Below are 17,812 nucleotides of genomic sequence, written 5' to 3'. Positions count from 1 at the left end.
CGCCCGCGGTGATGTCCGCAACTGGATGAACTGACCGCCCAATCGGCGGATATCGCCTCTGGGGCGAACGGGAGAAGCTACGCAACGCACATTCCCGTCCACCCTGGAGGCGCAGCGTGCCCATAATCTCCTTCCCGTGGCGGAACACCCGCCGAAAGCGCGTACGGGCAGGGGCTGTCGCATTAGCAACCGTCGCGGCCGTCCTGGCCGTGCCCAGCGCGACATCCGCCGCCGTGGTGCCGGTTCCCGAACCGGCGACTCTGGTGTCCGCGAACCCCGCCGACGAGACCCCGCACGCGCGGGACGGTGAGGCCCGTGCCTTCGCACAGGTCGGCAACACGGTGTTCGTGGGAGGCAGTTTCACCCAGATCCGGCAGACCGTCAGTACGCCGTGGATCACCCAGCGCTACCTCTTCGCCTACAACCGCACCACCGGCACGATCTCCACCACCTTCCTGCCGGTGCTCGACGGGGCGGTCAACTCGCTCATCGCCGGTCCCGGCGGGACGCTGATCGTCGGCGGCGTCTTCAAGAACGTCAACGGGGTGGCCCGCCGCAACCTGGTGGCGCTCGACCCCTCCACCGGCATGATCATCGACAGCTGGGTGGGCCGGTCCGACGGCGGCACCGTGCGCGACATGGTGCTGCACGGCAACTGGCTGTACGTGGCCGGGGCGTTCAACTGGCTCAACGGCACGGCGCACGCCGGGCTCGGGCGGCTGAACGCGACCACCGGTGCGATCGACCCGACCTTCAACATCAACACCTCGGTCGGTCGGCACGACACCAGCATGTACGCGTGGACCATCGACGTGTCGCCGGACGGCAGCACGCTCGTGGTCGGTGGCAACTTCATGTTCGTCAACGACCTGCCGCGCAACCAGATCGCGCTGATCGACCTGACCGGTACGCCGAGCGTGATCGACTGGAGCAGCGAGCGGTTCGTGGCGCCGTGTGCGGCACCCACCACCTTCGTGCACTACGTGCAGGACGTGCGGTTCGGTGCGGACGGAAGCTGGTTCGTCGTCGGCACCAACGGCGGCTCGGGCTGGCCGGCGGCGTACTGCGACGTGCTGGTGCGCTTCGAGACCGCCGCCCGGGGCAGCGGCCAGAACGCCACCTGGGCCAACTTCACCGGCAACGACACCATCACCTCGGTCGAGGTGGCCGACAACGTCATCTACCTCGGCGGGCACTTCCGCTGGTTGAACAACCCGAACGCCAGTGACAGCGCCGGCAACGGGGCGATCGACCGGCTCGGTATCGGTGCGGTCAACTCGGCCACCGGCATGCCGGTGAACTGGAACCCGCGTCGCAGCGGCGGTTCGGCCCTGCCCTCGGGCGCCAGCTCGTGGGGCTCGACCGTGCCGGTGCTCTGGCGGGGCCCGGACGGCCTGTACTTCGGACACAACTCCGACGGCATGGGCAACGAGTACCACGGCCGGCTGGGCATGTTCCCGGTCAGCGGTGGCCGTACCATCACTCCCCGCAACCCTCCGACGGCCGCCAGCGGCCACCTGTACCTGAACGTCGGTAGCGGTGAGCTGGCGAAGGTGCCGTTCGACGGCAGCACCCTCGGCGCCGCCGCCACGGTGAGCCAGGCCAACTACACCGGTGCCGGGGCGACCTGGCGGGTGGACGACCGGATCTACTGGTCGCGGTTGGTCTCCGGATCGCGTACGGGTAGCCGGATCGACATCTCGATGTTCAACGGCACCACCATCGGTGCGCCGTGGGAGGCATCCGGCTACAACGACTGGTTCAACCCGGCGCAGTTGACCGGGGCCTTCTTCCTCGACGGGCGGCTCTACTACACCCGGACCGGGCAGAACAACCTGTACTACCGGTTCTTCGAGATCGACGGCAACTACCTGGGTGCCACCGAGTTCACCGTGCCGACCACGGGCGTCAGCTGGTCGACCGTGCGCGGCATGGCGTGGGTGAACGGGAAGATCGTCTTCGGCGCGACGAACGGATCGCTGCGCAGCGTGCCGTTCGATCCGACCCTGGCCCCCGCTGCGGCGGTCACCGGTGCCGAGGCTACGGTGATCGCCACTGCTACCGCGGAGCTGACCTGGTCAACTCCGTCGATGTTCTTCTCCGTACAGTAGCGTTCACTGTTCGTAATGTAATCTCGGTAAATTGTTCACGTTGGGCCGGCGGCGGATCCACCGTCGCCGGCCCACGGAACGTGGGGAGGACCGTTGACCGGCATCCGGCGTGGCTTCGTGGTGCGCATGGTCTTCGCGATCAAGCGTCGCTGGTACGCCCTGCGCTATCCGCGCCTGACGCTCGGGCGGGATGTCGAGATCCGTGGCCGGATCCGCCTGCGGCGCGGGGTGCGGGTGACCATCGGTGACCGGACCAGGGTGAACAAGTTGGTCCGCTTCGCCGGGCCCGGTGAGGTGCGCGTCGGGGCCGACTGTCTGCTCAACGCGACATGGGTGGGCACGTGGACGTCGGTGACGATCGGGAATCGGTGCCTGTTGTCCGACTGCGAGTTGCTGGACAATGACTTCCACAACCTGCCACCGGCTCAGCGGCACGATCCGCCCACTCCGGCCACGCGTGCGCCGATCACGGTCGAGGACAACGTCTGGATCGGCGCACACGCGCTGGTCATGAAGGGCGTACGGATCGGCCGGGACAGCGTGGTGGGGGCTGCGACAGTGGTGCGGACGGACGTGCCGCCCGGGGTCGTGGTCATCGGCAACCCACAACAAACGGTGAAGAAGTTCAATGACTGATGCCGCTCCCAGCCCCTGGGCCAATGACGGTGCGAACGCCGAGACGTCGCCTCGGTCCGTCACCATCACCGACGTGCTGCGCGTGCCGCTGCACCGGATCCGGCAGGTCGCCGCAGTAGCGGTGTTCGGGCTGGTGGCCGCCGCGGGCTACGCGTTCCTGGCACCGTCGGCGGTGACCGCCAACGCGGTCGTGGCGGTCCGTCCGGTGGTCACCGACGCGTTCACGCCCAGCGGCGCCAACGCCGACCGCGCGGTGAACATGAACGTGGAGAGCCGCATCGCCACCGGCACCGAGGTGGTCGGCAAGCTGGCCGACGAGTTCAGCTCGGACCAGCGTTCGGTCCGCGACGCGCTCGAGGTCGAGGTGCCCACCGGTGGGCAGATCCTGCGCTTCGTCTACCAGGCCCGCGACGCCGACGAGGCGGTGCTCGGCGCCAACCTCGCCGCGGAGAGCTACCTCAACGTCCGGCGTGCCATGTACGAGCGGCAGCGCGAGGAGATGCTCCGCTCGTACGACGAGAGCATCGAGAAGGTCGCCACCCAGCAGGCGGCGGCGCAGCGACGGGTGAACAACTCCCGGGACACCGCCGCCAGCAACGTGGCGGTCGCCGAGCTGAGCGCGATCAACAACCAGCTCACCCAGCTCAACTCCGCCCGCACCGAGATCGCCGCCGTCGACGTGAACCCGGGGTGGGTCACCCAGTCCGCCGAGCGGGCGCTGACCTCGGCGGCCGGCAACGCACCCATGCTGATGGCCGCCGGGCTGCTCGGTGGCGCCCTGATCGGTCTGGTGCTCGCCTTCGCCTGGGAGTCCTTCGACCGGCGGGTGCGTACCGTCGTCGACGCCAAGGACAACACCGGCCTGCCGTTGCTCGGCACCATCCGGTACACCGGTCTGCGCGGTCGGGCCGTCGACGCGGACGTGCGCTACGTCGCGATGGCCATCGCCGAGCGGGTACGCCATCCCGCCCGGGTCGCCGTGGTCACCGCCCGGGAGGACGCCAGCGCGATCACCGCCGGCCTGGCCGTGGCGCTGGCGGTAGCCGGTCGCGAGGTGTTCGTCGCCGACGACAGCGGCCGCATCGACCGGCTGCGCGCCGCCGTGCAGGCCGACCGGGACCGGCTGCCGCCCAGCATCGACCCGAGCCGGCCCACCGTGCCCAAGCCGCGGACCGCGCCGGCCCGGCCGGTCAGCATGGAGGGGCCGGACGACTCGCCCACCGAGGTCATCCGCCGTCCCTCGCCGCACCCGCCGGGCGCGCGCCCCTCCACCGACCCGGAGGCGACGATCACGATTCCCCGGGTCACCTCGGCCAAGGCGAGCGTCAGCCCGACCGCGAACGGCCAGGTGAACGGTGGCGACAAGGTGACCGTGGGCGCCGGCAGCGTCCGGTTCGGCACCTGGCGGCAGGGTGCCGACCAGCGCCTGGTGCTCTACAACGCCCCGCCGGCCGAGGCCGACGAGCGGGGTGTCGCGGTGGCCCGGCAGGGCACCGCGGTGGTGGTGGTCGAGCGTGACCGGACCCGGCAGACCGACCTGCGTCGGCTCGCCGAGCGACTGCGGGCGGCCGGGGTGAATCCGCTCGGCTTCGTGCTCTCGCGCAGCGGCCGAGGCTGAGGCGGTGCCGGTGATCCAGGCTCCGCCGGCCACCGAGCCGGCGCCGCCGGCAGCCGGCGGCGCCCCGTCGGTGATCGCCCCGCCACCACGGCTGCCGCTGTGGCCGCTGATCGCCATGTTCGGACTGGTGCCGATCTGGTGGCTGGCCGGCTTCTTCTATCTCGGCTGGCCGCTGCTGGGCGCGTTGCTGTTCGTGCTGCTGGTCACCCGGGGTCGGGTGCCACTGCCGCCCGCGACCGGGATCTGGCTGCTGTTCCTGGCCATCGTGCTGGTCAGCGTCACCCAGTTGCAGTCGCCGGTGTCGCTGCTGACCTTCGCCCTACGACTGGGCTTCTACCTCACCGCGGTGGTGGTCGGCGTCTACGTCTACGCGGTCGCCCGGGAACGCCCCGACCAGACCGCCGTGCTGGTGCCGCTCTGCGCGTTCTGGTTCGCGCTGGTCGTGCTGGGCTGGCTGGGCGTGGTGATCCCGCGGTTCGAGATGACCACGCCGGTCGAGGTGCTGCTGCCGGGCGGGGTCTCCGGCACCCCGTTCATCAACGACATGGTGCACCTGTCCACCGCCGAGTACAGCATCCGGTCGCTCAACCCGATCTTCCGGCCGGCGGCACCCTTCGCGTACACCAACAACTACGGCAGCGCGTACGCGATCACGCTGCCCTGCGTGCTCGCCTTCACCATGCTGCGCCGACGGGGGCTGCTGCGCTGGGCGCTGCTCGCGTCGCTGCCGCTGTCGCTGGTGCCGGCCTTCCTCACGCTCAACCGCGCGATGTTCCTCAGCCTCGGCGCCGGCCTGGCCGTGCTCGGCCTGCGTGCCGCGTTGCGCGGCAACGTCCGGGTGGCGGCCTCGATCGTCGGTGTGGTGCTGGTCGGTGGTCTGGTCACGCTCTTCATCCCGGTCACCGAGTTGATCGGGAACCGGGTCGAGTCCAGCGACACCAACACCGACCGGTTCTCGCTCTACTCGGAGGTGCTGCGCCGGGTGGGCGACTCACCGTGGCTGGGCTACGGCGCCCCGGTGAACGTCGACACCGTCTCCGCCGACGCGCCGATCGGCACCCAGGGCCAGCTCTGGATGGTGCTGTTCAGTCACGGCATACCCGCGTTGCTCTGCTTCCTCGCCTGGTTCGTCGTCGCCGCGGTGGTCTGTGCCCGGGCGACCTCGGCGGCCGGGCAGTGGCTCTCCATCGTGCCGGTGATCTGCCTGGTGCAGGTGCCGTTCTACGGGATGGCCAACCAGAACCTCGCCGTCGCCTTCTTCGCGGTCGGCTTCGCGATGGCGCTCACCGAGCGGGAAGTGCACCGCGCGGGTGGGCGGTCCCGACCACGACCGGCGGTGCAGCCGACATGACCGTCACCACCAGTTCCCCGGCCGGGGACCGGCCCGCCGGGGCGGACCCGGGCCGGGACGACGGCGCGACCGAGACCCGGCGCAGCGTCCGCAGTGGCGTCGCCGGGCTGGTCGGCGCCGCCACCAGCGGGCTGTTCGGCTTCGTGCTGGCGGTCGTCATCACCCGGGGGTACGGCACGACCGGGTCGGGCGCGTTCTTCGCCGCGATCGGCGTGGTGACCGTGGCCGCCGCGGTCTGCACCCTGGGTGCGGAGACCGGGCTGATGTGGGCGCTGCCCCGGCGGCGGGCCGGAGCGAGCGGCGACGCCGCCCGGGTGCTGCCGGTGGCCCTGGTGCCGCCGCTGCTGTTCGCGGTGCTGGTCGCGATCGGTGGTGCGGTACTCGCCGGCCCGCTGGCCGGGCGGTTGCTCGGCCCGGCGGGGGAGCCCCTGCTGGTGGTCACGTTCGTCGCGGTGCCGGTGGTGGTCGCGATGAACCTGCTGCTGGCCGTGGTGCGGTGCGTCCGCCCGATCCGCTCGTACGTGGCGGTGCAGTTCCTGCTGCTGCCGGTGGCCCGTCCGGCGCTGGTCGGCGCGGCGCTGCTGGTCGGCGGCGGGTTGGTCGCCGGCATGACCGGGTGGTTGGTGCCGGCCGCCGTCGGGTTGCTGGTCTGCCTGATGATGGTCGCCCGGCCGTTGGGCGTGGGTCGCGGCGTCCGGCTGCGCCCGGAACGGACCGACTGGACGACGTTCTGGCGGTTCGCGTTACCCCGGGCCGCCTCCGCCGCGATCGACGCCGGCAGCATGTGGGTCGGCGTCCTGCTCACCTCGGCCCTGGCCACCCAGGCAGACGCCGGGGTCTTCGGCGCGGTCGGCCGGTACGTGCTCGCCGGGCAGTTGGCGATGCAGGGCCTACGGGTGGCGGTCTCGCCACAACTGTCGCGGTTGCTCGGGCGGGGCGACCGGGTCGCCGCGGCGGCCGTGCACCGGCAGTTGACCACCTGGGGGCTGGTGCTGTCCTGGCCGGTCTATCTGCTGCTGGCCGTGTTCGGGCCGGCCTTCCTGGCGCTGTTCGGTCCCGAGTTCACCGCCGGTGCCGCCGCGTTGACCGTGCTCGGCCTGGCGATGCTGATCAACACCGGCGTCGGCAACGTGCAGAGCCTGCTGCTGATGGGCGGGCGCAGCGGTCTGCACCTGGCCGGCGCGCTGGCCGGACTGGTGGTCACCGTCGGTCTCGGCCTGGTGCTGATCCCGGCGTACGGCGCCACCGGCGCGGCTCTGGCCTGGGCGGCCGGTATCGCCACCGAGAACCTCACGGCGGTCACCTGCGCCCGGCTGGTGGTGGGCCAGCCGTTGGTCGACGCGGGGATGCTGCGCGCGGCGGCGGCCACCGTCGGCGGCGTCGGGCTGGCCTCGGTCGCCGGCCTGGTGGTGGGCGGGCGGGGCATCCCCGGCCTGCTGGTGGCGGTGGCCGTGCTGGCAGCCGGCTGCGTCGGCTTGTTGACGTTACCCCGGGTGCGACGTGGCATCCGGGCGACCATGGTGCAGATTCGGGGCGGGTCGCCGCAGGGCACCCCGCCCCCGCCGTCGAAGGGCAGGTGAGGTCGTCGTGTCGTCCATCCGGGACCGGGTGAAGCAACTGGTGCCGACCCAGGTGACGAACCGGGTACGGGAGAGCCTCGTCGACTACGGGGTCCGCACCAGCGACCGGCGTCCGTTGCCGGACTTCCTCATCATCGGCACCAAGCGGGGCGGGACCACCTCGCTGTGGAACTACCTCATCCAGCATCCGCTGGTGCCCCGGCTCTTCCCGGCCTGGAACACGAAGTCCTCGCACTACTTCGAGGAGCACTGGGGTCGCGGTGAGGCGTGGTACCGCTCGCACTTCCCGACGCTGCGCCAGCGGGAGGCGCTGGAGAGTCGGCACGGCGGCCCGGTCCGTGTCGGTGAGGCGGCACCGCTGTACATGTTCCACCCGCTGGCCGCCGAGCGGGTCGCCGCGCTGATGCCCGCGGTGAAGCTGATCGTGCTGCTGCGGGACCCGGTCGAGCGGGCGTACTCGCACTGGAAGGAGCGGCGGACCAACGGCGTGGAGCCGCTGGACTTCGCCGCCGCGCTGGCCGCCGAGCCGGAGCGTACGGCGGGGGAGCGGGAGCGGCTGATCGCCGAACCGGAGTACTTCAGCGAGGCGTACGACTGGCACACCTATCGGGCCCGGGGCCGCTACCTGGAGCACCTGGAGCCGTGGCTGGAGCGGTTCGACCGCTCGCAGCTGCTCTTCCTGCCCAGCGAGGACCTTTACGGCGACGCGCGGGCCACCTACCGCCGGACCCTGGACTTCCTCGGCCTGCCCGCGTTCGACCTGCCCGACTTCAAGGTCTACAACGACCGGCGGTCGGCACCGCTGGAGGCGGACCTGCGCGCCGAGCTGACCGAGTACTACCGCCCGCACAACGAGGCGCTGCGGCAACGGCTGGGGCTGTCGCTCGACTGGCCGGACCGGGTCGCGTGACCACGGCCGCCACCGCGACCGCCGACCCCCGTTCGCGCGGCGACGGGCTGGGCTGGGTCACCCGGGCGGTCTTCGGTGACGAGCGGATCGCCCTCTCGGTGGACGCCGAGCCGCCCGCCGGGCACACCGTGGTGGCCCGGTACGCGGTCGTCCCGTCGATCGCCCGGGCCCGGTTCCTGCTGCCGCTGGGCGCGCCCCGGGTCACCGCGGCGGCGCTGCTGGCGTACAACGCGTTGCGGCCGGCGAAGGTGCGGGCGGTGCGGGCCGCGCTGGGTGCAGCGGCCCGGGTCGGCATCGTCGACCGGGCGTCGTTCCCGGTGCTCACCGTTGCGGTGCCCACCGGGCTGGACCCGGCCGAGGCGCTGCTGGCCGCCCGGGTCGCCGCCGCGCTCGGCGACGAGCCGTTGTACGCGGCGTGCGGGGTACGCCCACCGGATCCGAACCACAAGCCGACCCTGCAACTGTTCGACCGCACCGGCGCCCCGCGCGGCTACGCGAAGATCGGCTGGAACGACGCCACCCGGGCCCTGGTCACCACCGAGGCGGCGGCGCTGCGGGAGGTGGCCGAGTCGGGCGGGGTCGGCGGGCACCCGGGTACTCCTCGGCTGCTCACCGAGCTGAGCTTCGCCGGGCAGGTGGTGGCGGTGGTCGAGCCGCTGCCGGCACGGATCCGGGGCGTACCGGTCGACGGGCCGCCGGAGGTCGGCGCGCTGCTCGCGGTGGCCCGCCGAGGCGGGCCGGCGACCGCGTCGCGGCCGCTGGCCGGTTCGGCGTTCCTGGCCCGGCTGACCGAGCAGGCACAGCGGTCCGCCGCGACCGAGGGAGTCGGCGAGCGGGCGGTGACCGCCGTCGCCGCGCTGGCCCGTCGGCACGGCGACGTGGACGTGGAGTTCGGCCACTGGCACGGCGACTGGGTGCCGTGGAACCTCGGTCGGCACGACGGTGAGCTGATCGCCTGGGACTGGGAGCACAGCGGGCCGGAGGTGCCCGTCGGGTTCGACCTGGCCCACGACGCGTTCCAGCGCTCGGTGGTGCTGCGCGGCGAGCCGGCCGCCCAGGGTGCCGGGCAGGTCGACGCAGGGTTGGCCCGGCACGGTGCCGCCCTCGGGCTGGACCAGGCCCGGCAGCGGTTGGTCGCCGACGCCTACCTGGTGGAGATGTGGCTGCGTACCTGGCGGCTGGCGGACGCCGGGGCCGGGTGGAATCCGGCGCTGCATCCCGCGCTGCTGGACACCATCGAGAAACGACATAGCGGCTGATCCATCCGCAGTGCCACACTGTCGACGTCGGACAGTGATGAGATAACTTCAGTTAGTGACGGTGGTTGATGGCCGGTCGGCCACTCGGCCTACCGCAACCGCCACGTACGGAGATCACGTAACACCCGGTCACATCTTTCACCGCCGGGTGACGTGTGGTCTGCTGCTGCGTGGCGCCGACAGGAATTCCAAGCGAACTTGTGGGGAGTCGCGTGGACGCGAAGATCGACGAACCCGGGTCCGACCAGCAGCCGGTGATACTGCTGGTCGGTTCGAGCGGCGGGCACCTCGCCCAGTTGCTGGCCCTGCGGCCCTGGTACGAGACATGGCGACGGTGCTGGGTCACCTTCGACACCCCGGAGGCGGTGTCGCTGCTCGCCGGTGAGGACGTGGTGCCCGCTCACCACCCGACCACCCGCAACGTGCGCAACCTGCTGCGCAACGCGGTGCTGGCGGCCCGGGTGCTGCGGCGACGCAACGTGGCGGCGGTGGTCACCACCGGCGCGGGCGTGGCCGTCCCGTTCGTGGTGCTCGCCCGGCTGCGCCGTATCCCGACCGTCTACATCGAGGTCTACGACCGGATCGACACGCCGACGCTGACCGCCCGGCTGTGCCGCCCGTTCCTGTCGGCGATGCTCGTGCAGTGGGAGGAGCAGCGCCGCCAGTACCCGGAGGCCACCGTCGTCGGGACGCTGCTGTGAACGCGGCCGGCGACGCGCACCGGGTCGCGCCGGTACGCCCACGCCCCACCCGGGTCGAGCCGGGCCGGATACCCGCGCCGCGCGGGCCGCACCCGGACGGCCGCACCCGCATCCTGGTCGCGGTCGGCACCGACAAGCACCCCTTCGACCGGCTGGTCGACTGGCTGCGGGACTGGCACGGCGAGGTCGCCGGCGAGGTGGTGCTGACCGTGCAGCACGGGCACACCCGCGCCGACGGGCTGCCCGACGCGGTGCCGTTCCTCGGCCACGCCGAGTTGCAGACCGCGATGGCCGAGGCCGACCTGGTGGTCTGCCACGGCGGGCCGGCCACCATCCTGGAGGCGCGCCGGCACGGGCACCTGCCGATCGTGGTGCCCCGCGACCCGACCCGGGGCGAGCACGTCGACGACCACCAGTTGCTGTTCGCCCGTCGGCTCGGCACGGCCGGGCTGGTGGCGCTCTGCGAGTCCCGGCAGGAGTTGCTCGACGCGCTCGCCGCCGGCCGGGCCGACCGGTCCCGGTTCGCCGTGACGGTCGACGCCGAGGCCGTCGAGGGGCAGCGGGCCGCGGTCCGCCGGGTGGGAACCATCGTCGAGGAGTTGGTGGCCGAGGCCGCGCAGCGGCGTCACCGGCCGTGGTGGCGGCCGTGGCGTGGGCCCGGTCCGAACGGAAGGCGGAACCGATGACCTCCTACCCGAGCGTGAGCGCCGTGGTGCCCACCCGGGACCGCCCCGAGCTGCTGCGGGCCGCGGTCCGCGCGATCGTGGCGCAGGACTATCCCGGCCAGGTCGAGGTGGTCGTGGTGTACGACCAGTCCGAGCCGGACCCGTCGCTGGTCAACCTGTCCGGCCCGGACCGGACCGTCCGCGTGGTGACCAACACCCGTACGCCGGGACTGGCCGGAGCCCGCAACTCGGGCACGCTGGCGGCCGTCGGCGAGCTGATCGCCTTCTGCGACGACGACGACGAGTGGCTGCCCGGGAAACTGCTGGCACAGGTCGACGCACTGCACGCGGTGCCCGGCGCCGAGTTCGTGAGCTGCGGAATCCGGGTCACCTACGACGGGCGCACCGTCGAGCGGGTGCTGGACCGCGACTCGATCAGCCTGGCCGACCTGCTGCGGGACCGGATGACCGAGCTGCACCCGTCGACCTTCGTGATCCGCGCGGCGGCGTTGCGCGACGGATTCGGTCTGGTCGACGAGGAGATCCCGGGCAGCTACGCGGAGGACTACGAGTTCCTGCTCCGGGCCGCCCGCAGCGCGCCGCTGGTCAACCTGCGCACCCCGTACGTGACGGTGCGCTGGCACAAACGGTCGTACTTCGCCCAGCGCTGGGACACCATCTCCGAGGCGTTGCAGTGGCTGCTGGAGCGCTATCCCGAGTTCGCCACCCAGCCGGCGGGGGAGGCCCGGGTCGCCGGGCAGATCGCCTTCGCCCAGGCCGCCTCGGGAGACCGTCGCGGTGCCATGCGCTGGGCCCGGCGCACCATCCGCCGCAACCCGCGCGAACCCCGGGCGTACCTGGCCCTGGCCGTGGCCGGGCGGGTGGTCCGCGCCGACGCCGTGCTGCGCACGCTGCACAAGCGCGGCCGGGGCATCTGACCGACCGGCACCCACCGCACCGTTCGCCGCGTCCGCAGGGCGGGACGCGGCGGGCGGTGCGCGTCGGCGGGCACCCGGCGTGACAGACTGGCCGCTGTGTTGCGCTGGTTGACCGCAGGGGAATCACACGGGCCCGCTCTCGTCGCGTTGCTGGAGGGGGTGCCGGCCGGGATCGAGGTGACCTCCACCGAGATCGCCGGAGAGTTGGCGCGCCGCCGGCTCGGCTACGGCCGAGGTGCGCGGATGGCCTTCGAGCAGGACGAGATCGAGATCATCGGCGGTCTACGGCACGGCGTGACGCTGGGCAGCCCGGTCGCGATGCGGGTCGGCAACTCCGAGTGGCCCAAGTGGCGCACCGTGATGGCCGCCGACCCGGTCGACCCGGAGGAGCTGGCCCGGCAGGCCCGCAACGCGCCGCTGACCCGGCCCCGGCCCGGTCACGCCGACCTGGCCGGCATGCAGAAGTACGGCCACACCGACGCCCGGCCGATCCTGGAGCGGGCCAGCGCGCGGGAGACCGCCGCCCGGGTGGCCGTCGGCACGGTGGCCAAGGCGCTGCTCCGCCAGGCGATCGACGTCGAGATCGTCTCGCACGTGGTCGAGCTGGGTCCGGTCGCCGTCAAGCCGGGGCTGCGCCCCCGCCCCGAGGACGCCGAGCGCATCGACGCCGACCCGCTGCGCTGCCTCGACCCCGAGGCCAGCGCCCGGATGGTCGCCGAGGTCGACGCCGCGAAGAAGGCCGCCGACACCCTCGGCGGCGTGGTCGAGGTGCTGGCGTACGGCGTACCGCCGGGCTTGGGCAGTCACGTGCAGTGGGACCGCAAGCTCGACGCCCGACTGGCCACCGCGCTGATGTCGATCCAGGCGATCAAGGGTGTGGAGATCGGCGACGGCTGGCAGCAGGCCCGGTCCCGGGGCTCCGAGGCGCACGACGAGATCATGCCCACCGCCACCGGCGTCCGCCGGGTCACCGACCGGGCCGGTGGTCTGGAAGGCGGCATCACCACCGGCGAGCCGCTGCGGGTGAAGGCCGCGATGAAGCCGATCTCCTCGCTGAACCGTGCCCTGGCCACGGTGGACGTGACCACCGGCGAGCCGGCCACCGCGATCAACCAGCGCTCCGACGTCTGCGCGGTGCCCGCCGCCGCCGTCGTCGCCGAGGCGATGGTGGCGCTGGTGCTGGCCGAGGCGGCCGTGGAGAAGTTCGGTGGCGACTCGGTCGCCGAGATGCGGCGCAACCTGGCCGGTTACCTCGACGCACTGGTGATCCGGTGACCGCTCCGACCCGCCCGGTCTGCGTCCTGGTCGGCGCGCCCGGCTCGGGCAAGACCACCATCGGGCAGGGGCTGGCGGAGGTGCTCGGGGTCGAGTTCCGCGACACCGACGCCGACATCGAACGCCTGGCCGGCAAGCCGATCCCGGAGATCTTCGTCGACGAGGGCGAGCCGCACTTCCGCGCCCTGGAACGCGCGGCGGTGGCGGCGGCGCTTACCTCCTGCCCCGGCGTGCTGGCCCTGGGCGGTGGCGCGGTGCTGGCCGAGGAGAACCGGGCCGCACTGGTCGGGCACCACGTGGTGCACCTCTCCGTCGAGCTGCCCGACGCGGTCAAGCGGGTCGGTCTGGGCGCCGGGCGGCCGCTGCTGGCGATCAACCCCCGCGCCACCCTGAAACACCTGATGGACCAGCGCCGGCCGCTCTACACCGAGGTGGCCACCCACACGGTGGTGACCGACGGCCGCACGCCGGAGGAGATCGTCGCCGAGATCGCGCAGCTACTGCGCACGGATGGTTAGGTTCCCGCGATGGACGAGGTGACCCGGATCCCGGTCGGCGGCGAACGGCCGTACGACGTGCTCGTCGGGCGGGACCTGCTCGACACGCTGCCGGGCCTGCTGCCCGACGCCACCCGGGTGGCGGTGCTGCACACCGCGCCGCTCAAGGAGTCGGCCGACGCGATCGGCGCCCGGCTGGCCGCGTCCGGCGTCACGCCGCTCGCGATCGAGGTGCCGGACGCCGAGGCCGGCAAGCACGTCGACGTGGCGGCACACTGCTGGGACCGGCTCGGCGAGGCCGGCTTCACGCGTACCGACGCGGTGGTCGGGCTGGGCGGCGGCGCCGTCACCGACCTGGCCGGTTTCGTGGCCGCCTGCTGGCTGCGCGGGGTTCGCTGGGTGCCGGTGGCCACCTCGCTGCTCGGCATGGTCGACGCGGCGGTCGGCGGCAAGACGGGCATCAACACCGCCGCCGGCAAGAACCTGGTGGGCGCCTTCCACCCGCCGGTCGGGGTGCTCGCGGACCTGACCACGCTGGACAGCCTGCCCCAGGTCGAGCTGGCCGCCGGCATGGCCGAGGTGGTCAAGTGCGGCTTCATCGCCGACCCCGCCATCCTCGACCTGGTCGAGCGGGCACCGGCGGCGGCCACCGACCCGACCGGCCCGGTCGTCCGGGAACTCATCGAACGCGCGATCCGCGTGAAGGCCGACGTGGTCGCCGGAGACCTGCGCGAGTCGGGCGTACGCGAGGTGCTCAACTACGGGCACACCCTCGCCCACGCGATCGAGAAGGTCGAGGAGTACCGCTGGCGGCACGGTCACGCGGTCGCGGTCGGCCTGGTGTACGCCGCCGAACTGGCCCGGCTCGCCGGCCGCCTGGACGAGTCCACCGCCCGCCGGCACCGTGACGTGGTGACCGCACTCGGCCTGCCCACCGACTACCCGGCCGACGCCTGGCCCCGGCTGTTGGCCACCATGCGGGTGGACAAGAAGGCGCGGGGCAGCCGACTGCGTTTCGTGGTCCTGGACGGGTTGGCCCGCCCGGCCATCCTCGAAGGCCCCGACGACGAGTTGCTCTTCGAGGCCTACCGCGCGGTGTCCTCATGAAGGTCTACGTGCTCAACGGGCCGAACCTGGGCCGGCTGGGCACCCGCCAGGTCGACGTCTACGGCGTGACCAGCTACGCCGACCTGGTCGAACTCTGCGAGTCGACCGGACGGGAACTCGGACTCAGCGTCACCGTCCGGCAGACCGACGCCGAGCACGAACTGCTCGGCTGGCTGCACGACGCGGCGGACGAGGGCGCCGCCGTGGTGCTCAACCCGGCTGCGTGGTCGCACTACTCGATCGCGGTCCGGGACGCCTGCGCGCTGCTGCGCGCCCCGCTGGTCGAGGTGCACATCTCCAACATCCACGCCCGGGAGGAGTTCCGGCACCACTCAGTGGTCTCCGCGGTGGCCACCGGAGTCATCTGTGGGCTGGGCGTGGACGGCTACCGCCTGGCTCTGCACCACCTGGCCACCCACCTCGACCAGGACGGCTGACCCACCAGGGTGTGGGCAGCGGTGACGACACTTTCCGTAACCGTCGAGGGGTGGAGTGGTCCCTGACCTCGCCCGATCGGCGGGTCCTGAAGGCCGCCGGATCGGGGTCGCGGGGTGGGCGGGACGGCGGCGGACAGCGGATCGGCGGGCGGCTAGTAGACTTGCCAGGTCTGTCCGCCAGCTGATGATCAAGGCAGGAAATGGCCACCACCAACGACCTGAAGAACGGCCTGGTACTCAACCTCGACGGGGAGCTCTGGGCCGTCGTCGAGTTCCAGCACGTCAAGCCCGGTAAGGGTGGTGCGTTCGTGCGTACCACGCTGAAGAACGTGCTCTCCGGCAAGGTCGTCGACAAGACCTTCAACGCGGGCACCAAGGTCGAGACCGCGACCGTGGACAAGCGCACCATGCAGTATCTCTATGCCGACGGCGAGGACTTCGTCTTCATGGACATGGAGACGTTCGACCAGATCACGGTGCCCGGCGGGACGGTCGGCGAGGCCGCCAACTACCTGCTCCCCGAGGCCGAGGCGATCGTGGCCACGCACGAGGGCGTCCCGCTGTACATCGAGCTGTCGACCTCGGTCGTGCTCGAGGTCACCTACACCGAGCCCGGCCTGCAGGGCGACCGTTCGACCGGTGGCAACAAGCCGGCGACCGTGGAGACCGGCGCGACCGTGAACGTGCCGCTCTTCATCACCACCGGTGAGAAGATCAAGGTCGACACCCGCGACGGTCGTTACCTCGGCCGCGCCTCCTGATGGCCGAGGGTCCCAAACAGCAGATGCCGGCGCGCCGCAAGGCGCGCAAGCGGGCGCTGGACGTGCTCTTCGAGGCCGACCTGCGTGATCGTCCGCCGGTGGAGGTGCTCGCCGGTTACATCGAGCGGCTCGACAAGCCGCATCCCGAGCATCTCGGGTACGCGGTCGGTCTGGTCGAGGGCGTGGCCGGGAACCTGGACCGGATCGACGAGTTGATCGCCAGCTACGCCGAGGGCTGGACGCTGGACCGGATGCCGACGGTCGACCGGAACCTGGCCCGGATCGCGGTCTACGAGTTGCTCTACATCGACGAGATCGACGACGCGGTGGCGATCAGCGAGGCGGTGGAGTTGGCCCGGCAGATGTCGACGGACGACTCGCCGCGCTTCCTCAACGGCCTGCTCGGCCGGATCGCCGAGTACGCGACGCGCTGAGCGTCCCGGCCGGGCGGCGGCGAAGCCGAGTCGGCCTGCCGGACTACGACAAAGGGGCCCATGCCGGATGGCAGGGCCCCTTTGTCGTCAGGGGTCAGGAGGCGAAGAACGCCCGCGGGTCGGCGACCAGCACGCCGTGCTCGGTCAGGCGCTCGATCAGGCCCGACGGGGAGGCGTCGTAGACGATGGCGAGGGCGCGCAGGTCGTCGGCGCGGATCGACAGCACCCGACCGTTGTAGTCGCCCCGCTGCTGCTGGATGGCGCGGGCGTACCGGGCTACGTAGGCGAGCTCCTCGCTGGCCTCGTCGTAGAGCCGCTCCAGGTCCAGCACGATCTTGCTGGTGGGCTCGTGCCGCACTCCGCTGCCGTCGGGCAGCAACTCCGAGACGGGAACGCGGTAGAACTCGGCCAGCTCGGCCAGGCGGGACACGGTGACGGCACGGTCGCCGCGCTCGTACGAGCCGACCACCACCGCCTTCCAGCGCCCGTTCGACTTCTCCTCCACGCCCTGCAGGGACAGGCCCTGCTGCTGGCGGATGGAGCGCAGGCGGGCGCCCAGAGACTTGGCGTATTCAGAGGGCATTCGGACACTCCCAGTGCTGCTCGGGGTTCTCCCAGCGATCGCTACGGAGCGTGACGGTACGGGGATTCGTACACCCGGTCAAGTGGTCGAGTCCTACCGGTTGGACGCTCGGGGCGAGTTGTCCCGTTCTGCCCGCTGAACCGATACTCGTGCCGTCACGCCGTGCGTGGCCGGGACCACTCGCTCCCGAGGGTGGTCGCGGCGGCGACCACTGGTAACGTGGCCGAAGCCCCTCCGCCGGCCGATCTTGACCGGTCCGGAGTACCCGACGTCCTTTAACGACCCGTCCCGTGAGGCGGGGAAGGAGGTCCGCCGTGGCCTACCCATCGGCCGCCCAATCGTCGCCGCCGCGACAACCCTCGGTGAAGGTGATCCTGACCAGCGCCGACGTGCAACGCGTCGTCGACCGGATCGCACACCAGATCCTCGAGAAGACCCAGGGCGCCGCCGACACCGTGTTGTTGGGCATCCCGACCCGTGGCGCACCGCTCGCCCGGCGCCTCGCCGCACGGATCAGCGCCTTCGAGGACGTCTCCGTCCCGGTCGGCGTACTGGACATCACGCTCTACCGCGACGACCTGCGCCGCAACGCGACCCGGGCGGTCGGCCCGACCCAGCTCCCCGCCGGTGGCATCGACGGCATGCGGGTGGTCCTCGTCGACGACGTGCTCTTCTCCGGCCGGACGGTCCGCGCCGCGCTGGACGCGCTCGGCGATCTCGGTCGGCCGTCGTCGGTGCAGCTCGCCGTGCTGGTCGACCGGGGTCACCGGCAGTTGCCGATCCGCGCCGACTACGTGGGCAAGAACATCCCGACGGCCCTCGCCGAGAGCGTCAAGGTCACCCTCGCCGAGACCGACGGCACCGACGAGGTCCGCCTCTACGGGGAGGTGACCCTCTCGTGAGCGCGAGGAGTGCAGCGAAGCGGAGCCCCGCAGTCGCGAACGGAAGG

Annotated in this window: 18 protein-coding genes; 17 read left to right on the top strand and 1 reads right to left on the bottom strand. The window is 72.1% G+C overall.

The genetic code is table 11. From position 1 onward, the window contains the following. The first annotated feature begins 209 nt into the window (after positions 1-209). From ACWDVW_RS23480 to nusB, 16 genes are all read left to right on the top strand, one after another. On the top strand, positions 210-2,111 hold the full coding sequence (locus tag ACWDVW_RS23480) for a hypothetical protein (protein ID WP_449952494.1): 1,902 nt from the start codon (positions 210-212) through the stop codon (positions 2,109-2,111). Positions 2,112-2,204: 93 nt separating this feature from the next. Next, positions 2,205-2,747, top strand: coding sequence for an acyltransferase (locus ACWDVW_RS23475; protein WP_131054028.1), 543 nt, complete (start codon positions 2,205-2,207; stop codon positions 2,745-2,747). Then, a complete protein-coding gene (locus ACWDVW_RS23470; RefSeq protein ID WP_449952492.1) occupies positions 2,740-4,365 on the top strand; it encodes a lipopolysaccharide biosynthesis protein in 1,626 nt (541 codons plus the stop codon). The genes ACWDVW_RS23475 and ACWDVW_RS23470 overlap by 8 nt, the downstream gene beginning before the upstream one ends. A gap of 4 nt (positions 4,366-4,369) precedes the next feature. After that, on the top strand, positions 4,370-5,716 hold the full coding sequence (locus ACWDVW_RS23465; protein ID WP_449952489.1) for an O-antigen ligase family protein: 1,347 nt from the start codon (positions 4,370-4,372) through the stop codon (positions 5,714-5,716). Further along, positions 5,713-7,296, top strand: a complete 1,584-nt coding sequence (locus tag ACWDVW_RS23460; protein WP_449952486.1) for a lipopolysaccharide biosynthesis protein — start codon at positions 5,713-5,715, stop codon at positions 7,294-7,296. The genes ACWDVW_RS23465 and ACWDVW_RS23460 overlap by 4 nt, the downstream gene beginning before the upstream one ends. Positions 7,297-7,303: 7 nt before the next feature. Next, positions 7,304-8,206 carry a sulfotransferase domain-containing protein gene (locus tag ACWDVW_RS23455; protein ID WP_449952484.1) on the top strand — a complete coding sequence of 301 codons (903 nt, stop codon included), beginning with the start codon at positions 7,304-7,306 and terminating at the stop codon, positions 8,204-8,206. Beyond that, positions 8,203-9,465 carry a hypothetical protein gene (locus ACWDVW_RS23450; RefSeq protein ID WP_449952481.1) on the top strand — a complete coding sequence of 421 codons (1,263 nt, stop codon included), beginning with the start codon at positions 8,203-8,205 and terminating at the stop codon, positions 9,463-9,465. The genes ACWDVW_RS23455 and ACWDVW_RS23450 overlap by 4 nt, the downstream gene beginning before the upstream one ends. A gap of 224 nt (positions 9,466-9,689) precedes the next feature. Then, positions 9,690-10,166: a UDP-N-acetylglucosamine--LPS N-acetylglucosamine transferase gene (locus ACWDVW_RS23445; RefSeq protein WP_396751405.1), complete on the top strand. Its 477-nt coding sequence runs from the start codon at positions 9,690-9,692 to the stop codon at positions 10,164-10,166. After that, a complete protein-coding gene (locus ACWDVW_RS23440; protein WP_396751365.1) occupies positions 10,163-10,852 on the top strand; it encodes a glycosyltransferase in 690 nt (229 codons plus the stop codon). Before ACWDVW_RS23445 ends, ACWDVW_RS23440 begins: the two co-directional genes overlap by 4 nt. Continuing rightward, positions 10,849-11,769 carry a glycosyltransferase family 2 protein gene (locus ACWDVW_RS23435; RefSeq protein ID WP_449952479.1) on the top strand — a complete coding sequence of 307 codons (921 nt, stop codon included), beginning with the start codon at positions 10,849-10,851 and terminating at the stop codon, positions 11,767-11,769. Before ACWDVW_RS23440 ends, ACWDVW_RS23435 begins: the two co-directional genes overlap by 4 nt. Before the next feature lie 96 nt (positions 11,770-11,865). Beyond that, a complete protein-coding gene (aroC, locus tag ACWDVW_RS23430) occupies positions 11,866-13,044 on the top strand; it encodes a chorismate synthase (RefSeq protein ID WP_449952477.1) in 1,179 nt (392 codons plus the stop codon). Then, positions 13,041-13,562, top strand: coding sequence for a shikimate kinase (locus ACWDVW_RS23425; RefSeq protein WP_396751371.1), 522 nt, complete (start codon positions 13,041-13,043; stop codon positions 13,560-13,562). The genes aroC and ACWDVW_RS23425 overlap by 4 nt, the downstream gene beginning before the upstream one ends. 9 nt (positions 13,563-13,571) lie before the next feature. Beyond that, complete coding sequence (gene aroB, locus ACWDVW_RS23420; RefSeq protein WP_396751373.1) at positions 13,572-14,648, top strand: 3-dehydroquinate synthase; 1,077 nt, start codon at positions 13,572-13,574, stop codon at positions 14,646-14,648. After that, positions 14,645-15,085 (top strand): type II 3-dehydroquinate dehydratase, encoded by a 441-nt coding sequence (gene aroQ / locus ACWDVW_RS23415; RefSeq protein ID WP_131053402.1) that lies wholly within the window; start codon positions 14,645-14,647, stop codon positions 15,083-15,085. Before aroB ends, aroQ begins: the two co-directional genes overlap by 4 nt. 200 nt (positions 15,086-15,285) lie before the next feature. Then, on the top strand, positions 15,286-15,846 hold the full coding sequence (gene efp, locus ACWDVW_RS23410) for an elongation factor P (RefSeq protein ID WP_131053401.1): 561 nt from the start codon (positions 15,286-15,288) through the stop codon (positions 15,844-15,846). 23 nt (positions 15,847-15,869) lie between these two features. After that, positions 15,870-16,280 carry a transcription antitermination factor NusB gene (gene nusB / locus ACWDVW_RS23405; RefSeq protein ID WP_176093304.1) on the top strand — a complete coding sequence of 137 codons (411 nt, stop codon included), beginning with the start codon at positions 15,870-15,872 and terminating at the stop codon, positions 16,278-16,280. A gap of 94 nt (positions 16,281-16,374) precedes the next feature. Here nusB and bldD read toward each other — a convergent pair whose 3' ends face one another. After that, the gene (gene bldD / locus ACWDVW_RS23400) at positions 16,375-16,863 is read right to left on the bottom strand and encodes a transcriptional regulator BldD (RefSeq protein ID WP_117229180.1); all 489 of its coding nucleotides are present in this window, start codon (positions 16,861-16,863) and stop codon (positions 16,375-16,377) included. Between the two features lie 314 nt (positions 16,864-17,177). Here bldD and pyrR point away from each other — a divergent pair, with 314 nt between their 5' ends. Beyond that, a complete protein-coding gene (gene pyrR, locus ACWDVW_RS23395; RefSeq protein ID WP_396751378.1) occupies positions 17,178-17,765 on the top strand; it encodes a bifunctional pyr operon transcriptional regulator/uracil phosphoribosyltransferase PyrR in 588 nt (195 codons plus the stop codon). Positions 17,766-17,812 lie beyond the last annotated feature (47 nt).

The organism is Micromonospora sp. NPDC003241 (genome assembly GCF_053589795.1).
This window is presented reverse-complemented; position numbering and strand designations above follow the sequence as displayed.